The organism is Paenibacillus sp. PL91, from assembly GCF_012935325.2.
Classification (GTDB): Bacteria; Bacillota; Bacilli; order Paenibacillales; family Paenibacillaceae; genus Pristimantibacillus.
Window position 1 is genome coordinate 38,267 of sequence record NZ_JABBYG020000005.1, and the last position, 16,259, is coordinate 54,525.

The 16,259-nt window shown below is 48.1% G+C and carries 16 protein-coding genes; 11 read left to right on the plus strand and 5 right to left on the minus strand.

Annotated features, from left to right (window positions below):
- The first annotated feature begins 6 nt into the window (after positions 1 to 6).
- Complete coding sequence (locus tag HI950_RS13530; RefSeq protein ID WP_169085388.1) at positions 7 to 312, plus strand: YunC family protein; 306 nt, start codon at positions 7 to 9, stop codon at positions 310 to 312.
- 84 nt (positions 313 to 396) lie between these two features.
- Here HI950_RS13530 and mtnA read toward each other — a convergent pair whose 3' ends face one another.
- Both mtnA and mtnK read right to left on the minus strand, forming a co-directional pair.
- Entirely contained in the window at positions 397 to 1,449 is a 1,053-nt protein-coding gene (gene mtnA, locus HI950_RS13535; protein ID WP_169085386.1) for an S-methyl-5-thioribose-1-phosphate isomerase, read from the minus strand.
- A gap of 25 nt (positions 1,450 to 1,474) precedes the next feature.
- A complete protein-coding gene (mtnK, locus tag HI950_RS13540; protein ID WP_169085384.1) occupies positions 1,475 to 2,686 on the minus strand; it encodes an S-methyl-5-thioribose kinase in 1,212 nt (403 codons plus the stop codon).
- A gap of 141 nt (positions 2,687 to 2,827) precedes the next feature.
- Between mtnK and HI950_RS13545 the strand changes: the two genes are divergently transcribed.
- The 7 genes from HI950_RS13545 to HI950_RS36410 all read left to right on the plus strand — a co-directional run bounded on the left by HI950_RS13545 (position 2,828) and on the right by HI950_RS36410 (position 9,864).
- Positions 2,828 to 3,412: a DUF1802 family protein gene (locus tag HI950_RS13545; RefSeq protein WP_223285276.1), complete on the plus strand. Its 585-nt coding sequence runs from the start codon at positions 2,828 to 2,830 to the stop codon at positions 3,410 to 3,412.
- A gap of 268 nt (positions 3,413 to 3,680) precedes the next feature.
- Complete coding sequence (gene sufC, locus HI950_RS13550; RefSeq protein WP_053377322.1) at positions 3,681 to 4,460, plus strand: Fe-S cluster assembly ATPase SufC; 780 nt, start codon at positions 3,681 to 3,683, stop codon at positions 4,458 to 4,460.
- A gap of 21 nt (positions 4,461 to 4,481) precedes the next feature.
- On the plus strand, positions 4,482 to 5,789 hold the full coding sequence (gene sufD / locus HI950_RS13555) for a Fe-S cluster assembly protein SufD (protein WP_169085382.1): 1,308 nt from the start codon (positions 4,482 to 4,484) through the stop codon (positions 5,787 to 5,789).
- Positions 5,786 to 7,012, plus strand: coding sequence for a cysteine desulfurase (locus HI950_RS13560; protein WP_169085380.1), 1,227 nt, complete (start codon positions 5,786 to 5,788; stop codon positions 7,010 to 7,012). Before sufD ends, HI950_RS13560 begins: the two co-directional genes overlap by 4 nt.
- A complete protein-coding gene (sufU, locus tag HI950_RS13565; RefSeq protein WP_053377319.1) occupies positions 6,999 to 7,430 on the plus strand; it encodes a Fe-S cluster assembly sulfur transfer protein SufU in 432 nt (143 codons plus the stop codon). Before HI950_RS13560 ends, sufU begins: the two co-directional genes overlap by 14 nt.
- A 28-nt stretch (positions 7,431 to 7,458) precedes the next feature.
- Positions 7,459 to 8,856, plus strand: a complete 1,398-nt coding sequence (sufB, locus tag HI950_RS13570; protein WP_169085378.1) for a Fe-S cluster assembly protein SufB — start codon at positions 7,459 to 7,461, stop codon at positions 8,854 to 8,856.
- Between the two features lie 285 nt (positions 8,857 to 9,141).
- Entirely contained in the window at positions 9,142 to 9,864 is a 723-nt protein-coding gene (locus HI950_RS36410) for a collagen-like protein (protein WP_169085376.1), read from the plus strand.
- Between the two features lie 208 nt (positions 9,865 to 10,072).
- Here the strand turns inward: HI950_RS36410 and HI950_RS13580 are convergent, their stop codons facing one another.
- The 3 genes from HI950_RS13580 to HI950_RS36670 form a co-directional block, all read right to left on the minus strand.
- On the minus strand, positions 10,073 to 11,128 hold the full coding sequence (locus HI950_RS13580) for an HD-GYP domain-containing protein (RefSeq protein WP_169085374.1): 1,056 nt from the start codon (positions 11,126 to 11,128) through the stop codon (positions 10,073 to 10,075).
- A gap of 91 nt (positions 11,129 to 11,219) precedes the next feature.
- Positions 11,220 to 12,314, minus strand: a complete 1,095-nt coding sequence (locus HI950_RS13585) for a ThiF family adenylyltransferase (protein WP_169085372.1) — start codon at positions 12,312 to 12,314, stop codon at positions 11,220 to 11,222.
- Positions 12,315 to 12,367: 53 nt separating this feature from the next.
- Positions 12,368 to 13,102 carry a molybdenum cofactor biosynthesis protein gene (locus tag HI950_RS36670; protein WP_169085370.1) on the minus strand — a complete coding sequence of 245 codons (735 nt, stop codon included), beginning with the start codon at positions 13,100 to 13,102 and terminating at the stop codon, positions 12,368 to 12,370.
- A 102-nt stretch (positions 13,103 to 13,204) separates the two neighbouring features.
- Between HI950_RS36670 and moaA the strand changes: the two genes are divergently transcribed.
- From moaA to HI950_RS13605, 3 genes are read left to right on the plus strand one after another with little or no spacing between them, the layout of a single operon-like run.
- Positions 13,205 to 14,206: a GTP 3',8-cyclase MoaA gene (gene moaA / locus HI950_RS13595; protein WP_169085368.1), complete on the plus strand. Its 1,002-nt coding sequence runs from the start codon at positions 13,205 to 13,207 to the stop codon at positions 14,204 to 14,206.
- A gap of 9 nt (positions 14,207 to 14,215) precedes the next feature.
- Positions 14,216 to 14,683 (plus strand): hypothetical protein, encoded by a 468-nt coding sequence (locus tag HI950_RS13600; protein ID WP_169085366.1) that lies wholly within the window; start codon positions 14,216 to 14,218, stop codon positions 14,681 to 14,683.
- A gap of 42 nt (positions 14,684 to 14,725) precedes the next feature.
- Entirely contained in the window at positions 14,726 to 16,174 is a 1,449-nt protein-coding gene (locus HI950_RS13605; RefSeq protein ID WP_169085364.1) for a bifunctional metallophosphatase/5'-nucleotidase, read from the plus strand.
- Positions 16,175 to 16,259: the final 85 nt, after the last annotated feature.

Sequence of the window (16,259 nt, forward strand, 5' to 3'; positions counted from 1 at the left end):
TCCTATATGATGCGAATGGTTCCTTTTACACTGGAGAATGGGGAAACCGTTCTTGGCGTTGAAGTGAAGCTGCCCAAAACAACTTTGCTCGCCATTATGACGGACAAAGGATATATTATGTGCGGTGCGCTTGATGTGTCTCTGTTGAATGAGAAGCTTAAGGACAGGGAAATCGTAGCCGGCCGTGCGGTTGGCGTACGAACGCTGGAGGAGCTGATGGAAGCTCCATTGGAGTCAGTCACCTACACAGCAGAAGAGAAGGGCATCGTAGTAGGGATGAAGGGCTCGGAAGCGCTAAAGCTAATGGTATAATGGGAAAGAAAAAAGCCCTAATCAGCTTTGCGGCAATTTGGTTTGCCAAGCGCTTCTGATCAGGGCTTACACTCGTTTCTTTCCTTATTCGAAAAGCTTGCGCAAATTGACATCGTATGGTGCCTGCACAATACCTTTTTCAGTAATGATAGCTGTTACATATTCGTTAGGCGTTACATCGAAGGCAGGATTGTAAACCTTGATCCCTTGCGGTGCCGTACGTTTGCCGAAGCCTTCTGTTATTTCTTCCGCATTGCGTTCCTCGATCGGAATTTCTGCGCCGGTAGGCGTTTCCAAGTCGATCGTTGACAGCGGGCTGGCCACATAGAATGGAATGCCGTGAGCTTTCGCCAGAACAGCAACGCTGTAAGTCCCGATTTTGTTGGCGACATCGCCGTTTGCGGCAACGCGGTCGGTACCGACGATAACCGCATCGACCCAGCCTTTAGCCATTATCATACCCGCCATATTATCGCAGATGAGCGTCACATCTACGCCAGCCTGCTGCAATTCAAATGCAGTCAAGCGTGCTCCTTGCAGCACAGGACGAGTCTCATCCGCATATACGCGAAGCGTGATGCCGCGCTCAAGAGCGAGGTAGAACGGAGCAAGCGCCGTACCGTATTTGGCTGTCGCAAGTCCGCCGGCGTTGCAGTGGGTAAGCACGCCCATATCATCCTTGAACAGCGAGAGTGCGTGCTCGCCGATCAAGCGGTTCGTTTCTTCATCTTCGCTTTGAATAGCGATGGCTTCCGTAAGCAAAGCGGCTTTGCTCTCTTCAAGAGACAAGCCCTGCTGAAGGAGGGCAGCGGCAGCCGCCTTCATGCGATCAAGCGCCCAGAACAGGTTAACCGCGGTAGGCCGCGATGTAGCCAAGTACTCTGCTTGTTTGCGAACCTGTGCGAGCCAACCATCTAGCGACTGCTCATCGCGGCTGCCGAGAACGACGCCGTATGCGGCTGAAATCCCGATAGCCGGCGCTCCGCGAACTTTTAGATGGCGAATGGCTTCCCATACATCCTCTGCCGTAGTTAAGGGCAAATATACGATTTCCTCAGGCAGCAGCCGTTGGTCTAGCAGGTCGAGCCTGCCTTCTGTCCATATAACCGATTGCAAGCCTGCATAATTTGTTGTCATGATGTCAATTCCTCTCTGTCTTCATTCATTTGCTTGCTGCGGTTATAGCAGCATCGATTACTTCTTCTATGGACTTCGCCTTTCGGTTGCTGCGAATTAGCGACGTCCCAATTTCAAGCGCTAGTCGTTGTGCCCGCTCGCGAGCTGCGTCATCCGGAATGCGGTCAATGTCAACGACATGCGATAAGCCGACGATTCGGCGAACAATTTTGCAGCCGGCAAAGCCTATAGCATCTTGAAGCAAGCGATTCATGTAATAGTCCTGATAAGCGGGCGTAGATGAAGCGATGCGGTCTAACCCTTGCTCATTCCATAGTGCGCGGAACTTTTGATCGAACAATTGCCAAACATCGCGCACGGTGTCCGTCAAATAACGGCGGAAGTCGCTGCGCTTGTCCGAATCGGCGGTCCAATGCTCTTGGCCGGCAAAGTTAAGAAGCAAATTTGCGATAACCGCGCCGATATCGAACCCGATAGGACCGTAATAGGCAAATTCAGGGTCGATGACCTTTGTGGATTCCGGCGTTACAAATACACTACCCGTATGAAGGTCCCCATGAAGCAAAGCTTGAGCGTTTGTCAAAAATTTTTCCCGCAAAATAGCTACTTCCAAATGAAGCTCCTGATCCTGCCAAAGCGCTTCAGCGGCATCTCGGATGGCTGGATCAAAGCTGTTGTTAGGCGAGTCTGTATAAGGATCGTCAAAAATAAGATCTTCCGTTATTTTGCACAGCTCCGGATTAATAAAGGCTTTCACGCGAAGCTTCTTTTCCTGCTGGTTCAGTCCGAGATCCGAGGTGAAAAATAACGTGCGGGCGATAAACGTGGAAATATCGTCTGCAAATTTCGGATAGCGCGTTCCGCCGATCAGCCCTTGCCGCATAATAATATGATCGCTTAGATCCTCCATGATCGTAAGGTAGAGCTCGGGGTCATACTTGTAAACGGCAGGAACGAGACCAGGAGCAAGCTCGCCCTCCAAAATAAGCTTCTCGCTCTCAATACGCGCGCGATCAAGCGTAAGCGGCCACGACTCACCTACAACTTTAGCATAAGGCAGGGCTTGCTTCATAATGAGGCTTTTGCCGCTGGCAGAGTCTGTGATGTGGAAAACCAAATTTAAATTGCCGTCGCCAATTTCACGACTTGTTAATGCAGCCCCCTCAGGGAAAAAACCGTCGAGTGAAAGTGCTATTTGAATGGCTTCTTGTTCAGTTAATGGATGATATGCAGACATGGCTGTCCACCTCCGGTTCATAGTAGTCGGGCAGCAATGCCCAGTATTCATCTCAACATAGTATAATGGATATTATTTCGCCTTGGAATACCCTCGTTTGATATAATGTTATCTATTATAGACAAGTTGGATGGAGGAAGCATGATGACTGCATTAAATAACGAACAGCCAATCGCTTTGAAGGAGTGGGCTGTAAGCGTAAAGGCGCTGGCAGAAGGGAAGCAAATTATCGTAATGCGCAAAGGCGGGATCATTGAAGAAACGCGTGATTTTCAATTGATCAGCCCGAACTTCTACTTCATGCCGGCTTACGAGCACCAGAAAAAGCATCTATTGAAAGAACAATACGCTGATGATATGGACGAGACGCTTGCGGATTGGTCTTCGGAAATGGAGACGATCAAGCTTGAATCGTACGCCGAGGTCGTCCAAGACATTGAAATAACCGATCAGGAGACGCTGGATCGTTTGCGCGATTTGCATATATGGACGGATACGTTTGCCGAGGAAAGATTGCGTTGGAAGCGAACCAAGCCACTGCACGTATTGCTTCTTCGAGTATACCGCTTGGCGGCGCCAATAGAAATACCTATGCGTGCTGCTTATAACGGATGCAAATCTTGGGTAAGACTGGAAGATGAGTTTACTGCTCCTGAACGGACCCCTGTACTGGAAGCAAAGGAATTTGACGCCGAGGTTCAGAAAATCAAGCAGGCTCTCGCGTAAATCAATGCAATGATTAATTTGGCGATGCTATACCTAGAATTGATATTCTCTTTTGCTTTGAAATAAGGAGCACATATACTGATATTAACCTTTTTTATCTTCTAAAAAGAGACATATTCAGCAAAACAGGGCATCTCGCATTGATTTATAACAAAAACTATATTAAAATGATTATTGAGAATCATTGAGAATCACTCTATATAGAAAGTTTAAATCTATGTAGGCGTGGCAGAGCGAATTAAACCAACCTTGGAGGGATCAGCATATTATGGCAACGCATTTTGTCATCGAAGGCCTGAAAGCGGCTATCGACGGAAAAGAGATTTTAAAAGGAATTAACCTTGACATTAAAGGCGGAGAAATTCACGCGATCATGGGCCCTAACGGTACCGGTAAATCCACACTGGCATCCGCTTTGATGGGTCATCCTAAATATGAAGTAACAGAAGGCAAAGCTGTTTTGAACGGCGAAGACATCCTTGAAATGGGCGTTGACGAGCGTGCTCTTGCCGGCTTGTTTCTAGCAATGCAATACCCAAGCGAGATTCCAGGCGTAACAAATTCCGACTTTTTGCGCAGCGCGCTTAATGCACGCCGCGGCGAAGGCAACGAAATTTCCCTAATCAAGTTTATCCGTCAAATGGAAAGCAAGATGAAGGATCTCGAAATGAACGCTGAGTTCGCTCACCGTTACTTGAATGAAGGCTTCTCCGGCGGCGAGAAAAAACGCAATGAAATTTTGCAAATGATGCTGCTTGATCCAAAAATCGTTGTTCTTGATGAGATCGATTCCGGTCTTGACATCGATGCGCTTCGTATCGTTTCGCAAGGCGTAAACGCAATGCGTTCGGAAGATCGCGGCTTCCTTATCATTACTCACTATCAGCGTTTGCTTAACTATATTACTCCGGATTTCGTACACGTTATGATGCAAGGCCGCATTGTTAAATCAGGTGGTCCTGAGCTTGCAGAGCGTCTGGAAAACGAAGGTTATGATTGGGTTAAAGAAGAACTTGGCATCGTAGATGAAACGGTCGGCCAGGCCTAAGCGGAGAAGGGGGCATTACGAATGAGTACACAACTATCGACGCAGGCCAACCGTCAAGCTGCTGAAGCGCTGGCACGCAGCAAAGGCGAGCCGAATTGGCTCGTTGAACTACGTGGAGAAGCGGCAGAGCTTGCCGGAACACTCGGTTGGCCAAAGCCGGAGAAGGTTCGGATTGAGCGTTGGAACTTAAACGCAGTCGGCACCTATGAGCAGCCAACATCGGTTGACGCGATCAGCGATCTTCCAGAGGTTGTTCGTGAATTGATTACAGAAGGAACTGAAAATTTGCTGGTACAGCGTAATTCCGGCACAATTTGGAATCAGTTCTCAAGCGAATATGCTGGCAAAGGCGTTATTTTTACCGATTTGGAGACGGCTTGCAAGGAGCATGGCGAGCTCGTTCAAAAATATTTGTTCCAAGCGGTTGCGAAGGACGAAGACAAGCTGACAGCACTTCATGCTGCACTTTGGAATGGCGGAGTATTCGTCTACGTTCCGAAAAATGTTGAAGTAGAGCTTCCGCTACAAGCTATTTTCTACAACGATAATGCAGAAGCGACGTTTGCTCCGCATATTCTTATTGTTGCAGACAATAATAGCCGAGTGACATACGTGGATTGTGTAGTATCCGAGCCAGGCGCAAGCAGCGCCCCGTTCGTACATCCATCCATCGTAGAAATATTCGTGAAGCCAGGCGCTCACGTTCGTTTCAGCTCTATTCACCATATGGGCGAGACCGGCGTTGATATGTCGATCCGCCGTTCCATCATTGAAAACGATGGACAGATGGAATGGATCATCGGCGATCTGAATGACGGCAACACGTTGTCGGATACGAAATCGATTCTGAAGGGCACAGGCTCCACTTCGGATGCGAAGGTAATCAGCGTCGGCAAAAACGCCCAGCAAAACAGTTTGACAACACAAGCTGTTCACTTCGGCAAAAGCTCCGACAGCAACATGGTAACCCGCGCCGTAATGAAGGATTCCGCTTCAGCGATTATTAACGGCATTACAAAAATCGAGAAGGGTGCGACGAAAGCGAACGGTGTACAAACCGAGAAGGTGCTCATGCTGAGCCCGAAAGCGCGCGGCGACGCCAATCCGATTTTGCTTATAGATGAAGACGATGTAACTGCCGGTCATGCGGCAAGCGTAGGGCAAGTTAACCCGGAACAGGTCTATTACCTGATGTCACGCGGTATATCTAAGCAGGACGCTGAACGTTTAATTATTTACGGCTTTTTAGCTCCGGTCGTATCGGAAATTCCGGTCGAGGCGGTACGCGGGCAGCTTCAGCGTTTGCTCGAAAGGAAGCTAGAGGGATGAATATAAATGCGATTCGGGAGCAGTTCCCGATATTGCATCAAGAAATAAACGGGCACCCGCTCGTTTATCTGGACAGCGCGGCATCTTCGCAGAAGCCGCGCTCCGTCATTGATGCGGTTAAACGGTACTATGAGTTGGATAACGCGAACGTTCATCGCGGTGTGCATACACTCGGTTCCAGGGCGACTGACGCCTATGAGGGAGCGCGCGAGAAGGTAGCGAAATTGCTGAACGCGGGAGCGCCAGAACAAATCATATTTACACGCGGAACGACAACGGGTCTGAATCTGGTTGCTTCCAGCTATGCACGCTCGGTGTGCAAAGAAGGCGACGAGATTGTTATCACGCCTATGGAGCATCATAGTAACTTAATCCCTTGGCAGCAAGCGGCTAAGGCGACTGGCGCAACGTTGAAATATATTCCTATGCAGCCTGACGGAACGATCTCGCTTGAGGACGTAGAGAAGACGATCACGCCGCAAACGAAGGTGGTCTCGATCACCTACGTATCGAATGTGCTCGGCCTTATTAATCCGATCAAGGAAATTACGCGAATTGCTCACCGCAATGGTGCTATAATGGTTGTAGACGGTGCGCAAAGCACGCCGCATATGAAGATTGACTTGCAGGATTTAGACGTAGATTTTTATGCGTTTTCCGGTCATAAAATGTGTGGTCCTACGGGCATCGGCGCATTGTATGGCAAGAAATCGCTGCTGAACAATATGGAACCGATCGAGTATGGCGGCGAAATGATCGATTTTGTTGATCTATATGAGTCCACGTGGAAAGAGATTCCTTATCGCTTCGAAGGCGGTACTCCCATTATTGCGGGTGCTGTCGGACTTGGAGCGGCAATCGACTTTTTGCAAGAAATCGGACTTGATGAAATCGATCAGCATGAGAGACGTTTGGCAACATATGCTTACGAGAAGCTGTCGTCACTCGAGGGGATTACCTTGTACGGGCCTAAGGAAAATCGTGTTGGACTCGTAACCTTCAATTTGGAGGATGTACATCCGCATGACGTAGCGACCGTACTGGATTCCAAAGGTATCGCGGTGCGCGCAGGCCATCATTGCTGCCAGCCGCTTATGCGCTGGCTGAATGTATCGGCAACGGCAAGAGCAAGCTTTTATCTATATAATACGGAAAATGACATTGACCGCTTAGCCGATGCATTACTACAAACGAAGGAGTTCTTCGGTCATGCAATTGGATGATTTATATCGCAGAGTAATTATGGATCATTATAAAAACCCTAGAAATCGCGGCACGATGAATGAAGAATCGGTTACGATCAACCTGAACAACCCAACCTGCGGCGATCGCATTTCGCTACAGCTTCAAGTTGTAGATGGCAAAGTTTCCGATGCGAAATTTAGCGGCGAAGGCTGTTCGATCAGCATGAGCTCCGCATCGATGATGACAGAGGCGGTAAAAGGGAAATCCTTTGACGAGGCGCTTGCCATGGCTGAGAAGTTCTCGGCTCTAATGAAGGGCGAACCGGTTGAATTTGACGAATATGAGGAATTGGATGCACTTTCGGGGGTAAACAAATTTCCTGCACGAATCAAGTGCGCGACTCTTGCGTGGAACGCCTTGCGCAAAGGAATCGAGCAGCAGCAAGAATCACATTAAACTAGATTTATGAGGAGCGTGAATGACCATGGCTAAATCAATGCCGGAAATGGAAGATTATAAGTATGGTTTCCGTGACGAGCACAAAGCCGTATTCGAATCAGGCAAAGGATTAACGGAAGAAATCGTTCGTACGATTTCGGAAATTAAAAACGAGCCGCAGTGGATGCTTGATTTCCGCTTGAAATCGCTTGAGCAGTTTTTCAAAATGCCGATGCCTAAATGGGGCGGCAACATGGATGAGCTTGATTTTGACGACATCCAATATTATGTACGTGCTTCCGATAAGCAAGGCAAGACTTGGGAGGAAGTTCCTTCCGAGATTAAAGAAACGTTCGACAAGCTGGGTATTCCAGAAGCTGAGCAAAAGTTTCTTGCCGGCGTATCGGCTCAATACGAGTCCGAGGTCGTATACCACAGCATGCAAGAGGATCTTGAGAAGCAAGGCGTTATCTTTACCGATACCGATACAGCGCTTCGCGAATATCCAGATCTGATGAAAGAATATTTCGGAACGATTATCCCTCCGAATGATAATAAATTCGCTGCTTTGAACAGTGCGGTATGGTCGGGCGGCAGCTTCATCTATGTGCCAAAAGGCGTAAAATGTGAAGTTCCATTGCAAGCCTACTTCCGCATCAACTCCGAGAACATGGGCCAATTCGAGCGTACGCTCATCATTGCCGATGAAGACAGCTCGGTTCACTATGTAGAAGGCTGTACGGCTCCGGTATACAGCACGAACTCGCTGCATAGCGCAGTTGTTGAGATCCTGGTTAAGAAAAATGCTCGAGTTCGTTACACGACGATTCAAAACTGGGCACCAAACATTTATAACCTTGTTACAAAACGTGCGGTAGCTGATGAGAACGCGACAATGGAATGGGTAGATGGAAACATCGGCTCCAAGCTGACGATGAAGTACCCAGCCGTTGTTCTACGCGGTCGCGGCGCAAAAGGCATGGTATTGTCGATTGCCGTTGCCGGCAAAGGCCAGCATCAGGATGCAGGCGCTAAAATGACTCACCTTGCACCTGACACAAGCTCGACGATCATTTCGAAGTCGATCAGTAAACATGGCGGTAAAGTAACGTACCGTGGACTTGCATCGTTCGGACGCAACTCTGACGGCGCAAAAGCAAACATCAAATGTGATACGCTCATCCTCGATAATGAATCGACTTCGGATACGATTCCTTATAACGAGATTTTGAACGATAACATCACGCTTGAGCATGAAGCAACCGTATCGAAGGTTTCTGAGGATCAATTGTTCTACCTCATGAGCCGCGGTCTGAGCGAAGCGGAAGCAACGCAAATGATCGTAATGGGCTTCATCGAGCCGTTCACGAAAGAGCTGCCGATGGAATACGCGGTAGAGATGAACCGTTTGATCAAGTTCGAGATGGAAGGCTCCATCGGTTAATAAAAAGTAGTAAATTACTGAATCCGTAGATATTTTCTACGGGTTCTTTTTTTATTTTATGAGGTGAAAAAACATGCTGTAGAAGCACATTCTATTAATCTATGAAAATTATGCTTAATTTGATTAGGTGTTTTTTCAAAGAGTCCAGATTTTCTACACGATTGCCCCTCCGCAATAACCTCTTTATTGAAAAATGGTTAAAAGTCTACTAGGTTGCTAGGTATAAGTCCTTCCAGCTAGAAGCACTTTCACGTAGGATATTTCAAATCCCAAGGAGGTGCTGTTTTGAAGTATTGTACAAGAAAAAAGTCTAAAAAATGTTGTTACAAAAAAAAGGTTGTAGTTGTCTGTAAGCCGAAAAAACATGCAAAGAAAAATATTATTGTGAAAAAGAAAATCGTAAGGGTCACTTGTCCAACACCAGTTGTTAATGTCACTCCTGTACCGGGACCTGCGGGACCACAGGGGCCTCAAGGCGTACAAGGCGCACAAGGAATTCAAGGGCCTCTTGGCCCAGTAGGACCTCAAGGCGTAACGGGTCCTCAAGGACCTGCCGGAGGGATATCGGATTTTGCTTTCCTATGCAGCACTTCAGCACAAACTGTTGCAGCAGCGCCTGTCCCAGGTGGGCAAGGAGGGGCAGTGACCTTTACTGATTCACTTATAAATGCTACAGCCCTTACGTTTGCTCCTCCATCAAGTATTGTTATTAACGAGACTGGAACTTACAATATTAGCTGGGAAGTATTCCCAACTGCCGGCGACAGTGCATTTGGATTGTTCTTTGATCCTGCAGGTGCGGCACCAGCTGCATTGGTTCTTTGCAGCAATTATGGCTCAGGTGCAGGCAATAATCCTTACCAAGGGCAAGTTGTCGCTCAATTAACAGCAGGCGGTGTTTTAACGCTGAATCGCATTGACAATATGGGTGCTCAAACACTACAAAATGCTATCGGTGGAGGTACACCGACCGTAAGTGCTTCTATTGTTATTGAAAAATTAGCCTAATTAATTCAGTTAATAGTAGAAAACAAAATTAGAAATTAAGGTTCCATCAGTTGACTAGTAGTTTTAAAAGATCAAGCCTCTGCAAAGGGGCTTGTTCTTTTTTTTTGGGTTTATCGTTTAAGAGATGAAGGAAATAGTTTTTCTTAATGGAAAAACAAAAAACCTCAACGTCGATCTATGATCGATATTGAGGTTGATCGGCGAAAGCCTACATATGAACTTGCTGGATCTCATATTCACGCTCAATCGACATGTCAATGAACTGATCGTCAACTTGAATGAGCGGACGGAAAAATTCGGTTGGGTGGGTCATGACAATAATGCCGATCTCACCGCTTACCAGCTCTACGCGCTTGCCGATGAAATTTGGCATCATATGCTTGATGAACGTATGTGTCGTAAAAGGATCAAGCTCGTTGAAGCTCAGACGGTACAGTTCCTTGAGTACGAACAGCAAATCGCGTTTCTGCTGATACACACGCTGAGAGATCATCGCACTGTAAATATCGACTACAGATATGATTTTGGATACTGGATGGATCTCGTCGCCGCTTAAGCCGTGAGGGTATCCAGTGCCGTCATTTCGTTCGTGGTGCTGCAGCGCGCCAATCGCTACGTATGGCTCGCTGATGGAGCTGGAAATAATATCATGGCCGTAGATCGTATGCTTCTTCACTTCTTCGTATTCTTCATTAGTAAGACGTCCTGGTTTATTTAAGACGCTTTCCGGGATACGGCATTTTCCAATATCGTGCAGAAAGCCTGCTTTGCCAATTTGAATGGCTTCTTCATTAGAATACCCAACCCAAGTGGCTAGGTAGTAGGAGAGCATGCCTACCTGCACGGAATGCTGGTAAGTGTAGTCGTCCTTGGTGTTGAGCAACAGAAGCATAGATACGACATCACGTTCTAATTGAAGATTGCCGAGCAAAGGATCAAGCATGGACGATACTTCTTCATCGTCGATTTCACCTTGATTCAGCGCTTTCGCGAACAGCCCTTCAATGTTTTTGACAGCGTTTTCGTATATAGGCTGCATAGTAGGCAGCCATTTTGGATTCACTGTAGATTCTAGGGTTCGAGGCGAGGCTTCTTCGCTGGCTCTCTCGTCGATATCGACATATTCAATCTGATGCTGAAATAACCTTGATATTTCTTGTTCATATACGGTTGTTCCTTTGGAGAGTACATGAAGTCCGTAATTGTTAAATGTATCATTGCTTAATCGGTCTCCATTGATTAATTCTGTTACATGAACCCTCATCAAGACACCTCTATTAACTGTAGTAACTAATGTACCTACAATAGTAGCAATGAATGAATGGATTGGCAATAAGAGGATTCTAAGATAAAGACTAAATACCTAATATTTCCGCATAAATAGCTCTTGCTTTTGTTAATTCATCGGTACCTTGAACGATAGCGCGGCCATCGCTGAATAGGATAAAAGTCAAGGTATCTGAAACAGCAATGCGCAGCAAGAAGCGATTTGTCGTGACGGTGCCGATCGGCTTCAACCTGATGGACAGCTCATCCAAGTTAAGCGCGACCGGTTGGTTTGGTGTAATTTGCACGGAATGGCGGCCGCAAAGGGACGCTGCAGCTGGTTCAGAGACACGCTCATCGAGAAACTCGAACTGCTTCTGTCCGCAGCAAAGACAATCACCGCGCTTCGCATTGGCAACCGATACTGGCATCCAAGCATGGTTCCAGAGATCGACCTGAAACAGCGTGCGATGCAGCGATTTCCTGTTTCCAGAGAGCAGCTTGATCGCTTCGGTTGCTTGTACGGAACCAATAATATCTACGATCGGCGAAATAACGCCCGCAGTCTCGCATGTATCCGTCGTACCGGGCGGGGGCGGTTCATTAAATAGGCAGCGATAGCAAGGCGACTCCGAATCATTTGGGAGAATGGTCATCGTCATGCCCGACGCGCCAACAGCTCCGCCATAAATCCAAGGAATGGTATTTTTTGCACAATAATCATTAATAAGGTATCTGACAGAAAAGTTATCGCTGCCGTCAATAATGACATCAACGTCTCCCAGCACTTCCTCTGCATTTACTGCTGTCAAATCGGCTACGACGGGCTCAACCGTGACGGAGCTGTTAATCGCCCGCAAATGTACAGCCGCAGCCTGCGCTTTAGGGAGAAGAGCGAGTACATCCTGCTCCGTATAAAGCATCTGTCTTTGTAAATTGCTCCATTCAATAATATCCCGGTCTATTATTCGAACATATCCGACGCCAGATCTTACGAGGTGCTGAGCGATGACGGAGCCAAGAGCACCCATCCCAACGACAGCTGCGCGACTGCCTGCAAGCTGCTGCTGTCCTTGCTCCCCGACTGGCGTGAACCGGATTTGTCTTGCATAGCGAGCAGAGCTTGAAGAAGCTGGTGTTTTGGAGACGGCTGTTTCAAGCCCTTCTTTATTTGGTTTGTTCATCTTATATAATCTCCTTAAGAGCTTCATGAATTCATAGCTTCAAAAAAAGCTCGCTAAAAATCGGATAAATGCTCGGTCGGATTCCAAGGGCCGAGTTGATGACCCTTCCATTCGGAGCCGTCCTCCCAAATCTCTTTTTTCCATATAGGTACGATTTGTTTTAGACGTTCAATGGCATATCTGCTCGCCTCATAGCAGCTATCTCGATGGGGGGACGACACAGCGATAACGACGCTGGTCTCCGCTAAACCGACTACTCCAATGCGGTGGCTGATCGCGCATAAAGCGCCCTGCCAGCGCTCGGCGATTTCATCGCCGATTTGCTGCATAGTCGCAACGGCCATAGGGGCGTAGGCCTCATATTCCAGCCTCACTGTACGCTGGCCATGCGTCCATTCGCGCGTTGTCCCAACGAAAGCGATGGCGGCGCCGTGCTCGGGCACAATCACTTTAGCAAGCACGTCATCCGAGCTAATGACGTCGGAAGTTACGACAAAGCGAGGAGCAGCCTCTCTGGCTGGCTTCTGCAGCTCCTCGCCGCCAGAGACTGGGGGAAGCAAAGCAAGCTCATCCGAGGCATGCAAAATCGTATCCTCGGCAGCGTAGGCATGGTTTCGAGCGATAAACGCAATTTGAATTAATGCTTTATGCTCGGCATATTCAGCAGAAATGGCTGCTTTCAGCTCGGCGGCACTCATCCGATCGACATCGGATTGCAGCGTTATGGACGGGACTCCGAGACGCTCGGGAAGCCCGGCAAATAGTTTGATTGTCCAAATATATTTCATGGCATAAAACCTCTCATCGTTTAGGCTCAAAGCTGTTTATAGAATATCATAATTCAAAAAAAAATGTTATGCTGTTACATAGACAGAAAGGAAGTGAGATTCATGCCGACATTGACGGATCGTTTTGGACGGGTACACGATTATTTGCGAATTTCAGTAACGGATCGTTGTAATTTGCGATGTTTGTATTGCATGCCTGAGGAAGGAATGGAATTCACGGAATCTGAAAATTTGCTATCCTATGATCAAATTGTAGAGGTGGTCGAAGCGGGTGCGGCGCTTGGCATTACGAAGCTGCGCATTACGGGCGGAGAGCCGCTTATTCGTCCGGGTTTGGACGGTTTGATTAGCCGATTATCTGCCATTTCCGGCATTCGCGATATTGCATTAACGACCAATGGGATTTTTCTAGCCAAGCAAGCAGAAGCGCTTCGAGCAGCAGGCTTGAATCGCGTTAATATAAGTTTGGATACGCTAGACGCCGCCAGATTTCGCTTTATCGCGAGGCGTGGCGAATTAAAGCGCGTGATGGAAGGAATCGAAGCAGCCGCAGCGGTGGGCTTCGATCCAATTAAGCTGAACTGCGTGCTTCTAAAGGAAGTCAACGAGGACGAAATTGCCGCATTTCTTAAGCTTGCCTACGAGCAGCCGATGCATGTCAGATTTATAGAATATATGCCGATCGGCCATGCCGATGAAAATTGGAAAAAACACTATTTGCCGCTTTCCCGCGTACTGGAAGTAGCGGAGCAAGAGGGTTATGCGATTAGCCGCGGGCCTAATGTGCACGGTAACGGACCTTCGGACGACTGGCAAATGAAGGGCGGACGTGGCTCGTTTGGGCTCATTCACCCGATAAGCGACCATTTCTGCAGCAACTGCAATCGGCTGCGCTTAACGGCTGACGGATCAATAAAACCATGCCTTTATTGGGTGGATGAATTGAATGTCAAGGATGCCTTCGGACATCCGGAAGAAATGCAGCGTTTGCTGCTGAGAGCGATGGATATTAAACCAGAAAACCACGAGATGGCGGCCAAGCTGGCGGATGGCGTGCAATCCCACATGCCTACGGAGAGGCGCATGTCACAAATAGGGGGCTGATGATTACCGATGCAAGAGATCAGAATCGAGCATTTTGAGCTGGGCTTGTCTGAGACTAGCCCAGCCGAGATGGCTGAGCTAGCAGGAGCAAGCTTCCCCATAGCGGATAGAGTGCCAGAGACGGCAGGAGAAGCGTTTGATTGGCATGGATGGTATTTGGGGTGGCTTCAGCATGCGGGCAAGTCTGATGCAGCTATTAAGCCCACACATTTGATTGTTGAGGCAGCAGATACTTTTGAAGCAAAGATCCCTTGGGAGCAGCTTGATCAAGCTGCCGTATTATATCAGCTAGAAGGCGAGCCCTTGAAGAAGACAGGGCCTATTCGTCTTTATGTACCTAATGGAAGCAGCAAATGCTTAAATGTGAAGAGTATCGTCAAGCTTAAAATAGTGAACCATACAGCAATTGATCAAGAAGAAGCGACTTATGGATTCAAGCATACATTTTCTGCTGATGAATTGCGTAAGAACAGATAGAGCGACTTTGCGGCGCTTACACGAAGCAATGAGGAGGCGTGCATGAATTTGACGGACAACTTTCGTACACGGGTAGTGCTCCTTCATAGCAACGATATACATAGCCGTCTGGAGCATGCCGCCAAAATAGCTTCCTTCATCGCGGAGGAGCGGCGGACCTACGGCAGCGACCAAGTGTTAACCGTAGACTGTGGCGATCATATGGATCGGATGCGGATAGAAACGGAAGGCAGCGACGGAATCGTAAATGTAGAACTGCTGAATGATGCAGGCTATGAAGTCATTACGCTTGGCAATAATGAAGGACTGACTTATTCCTTTCAAACGATAGCGGACGCATACGTTAATCGAGCGAATTTTGCAGTTGTGTGCGCTAATATGCGCGATTCCTCAACTGGCGAACAGCCGGATTGGCTTCTCCCGAGCACCATTGTTGATAAAAATGGACTGCGCATCGGGATCATTGGCGTTACTGCGGCCTTCAATGATTTTTATTCGCTGCTTGGCTGGCAGGTGTCAGATCCCTTTGAAGAGGTGAGAGTGCAAGCTCTCAAGCTAAGAGAGCAGGTTGATGTATTGATCGTGATGTCTCACCTTGGCATAACCTCGGATCGTCTAATGGCGGAGAAGCAGCTGGGTATCGATCTCATTTTAGGAGCGCATACCCATCATTTATTAGAGGAACCGATTGTCATCGGCGACACGACCATTTGCGCAGCCGGCAAATTCGGGGAGTACATCGGACGGGTAGAAATCGGGTTCGACTCGGTATCTGCCCGTCCTCTGTTCCGCGCAGCTTGCGTGCCTACGTCCGCTTTTGTAGAGCATCCAGATGCTGCAGCCATCATCAGCAGTTATCGCAAGTCGGGCCAGCAGCGACTAAGCCGGGTGATTGCGAAGCTTGCAGAACCGCTGCCTGCCAGAATTGACCGTGAATCGCCGCTCAGCAACCTGCTAGCCGCTGGCTTGCGGCGCTGGGCGGATGCCGAGATTGGCATCGTCAATGCGGGTCAACTGCTTGGCGGCCTGGCGCAAGGAGAGGTGACAGCAGGTGAGCTGCACGCTCTCTGCCCGTCGCCGATCAATCCTTGCAGGATGACGATCGCCGGAACAGATATAAGGGCAGCGCTGGAGCAAGCGCTGCTGCCTGAATTTATTAACAAGCCGATCAAAGGCTATGGCTTTCGCGGCGAAGTGCTCGGTACGCTTGCCATAGATGGCTTGTCCGTCACTTATGATTCAACGAGGCCGCCGATGAGCAGAATTATCAAAGCGGAAGTAAACGGAGCTCCGCTTGCTGATGAACGGATTTATACGATTGGCACGATTGATATGTTCAGCTTCAAGGCGGGTTATGAGTCTTTAGCCAATGCCGTTCAATTCACCTATTATTTGCCGGAATTTATTCGAGACGTTATAGCGGATCAGCTTCTAAATTTTTCCGCTATTGCCGAATGCCGTCAAGTACGATGGAGCGATGTATCGAAATAGTAAATTAAATGCCGATTTCCGGCAAAATATGTCGAAAAAATAGTATAAAATGGTTGCGATTTTCTCGTTTTTCCCGTACATTAAC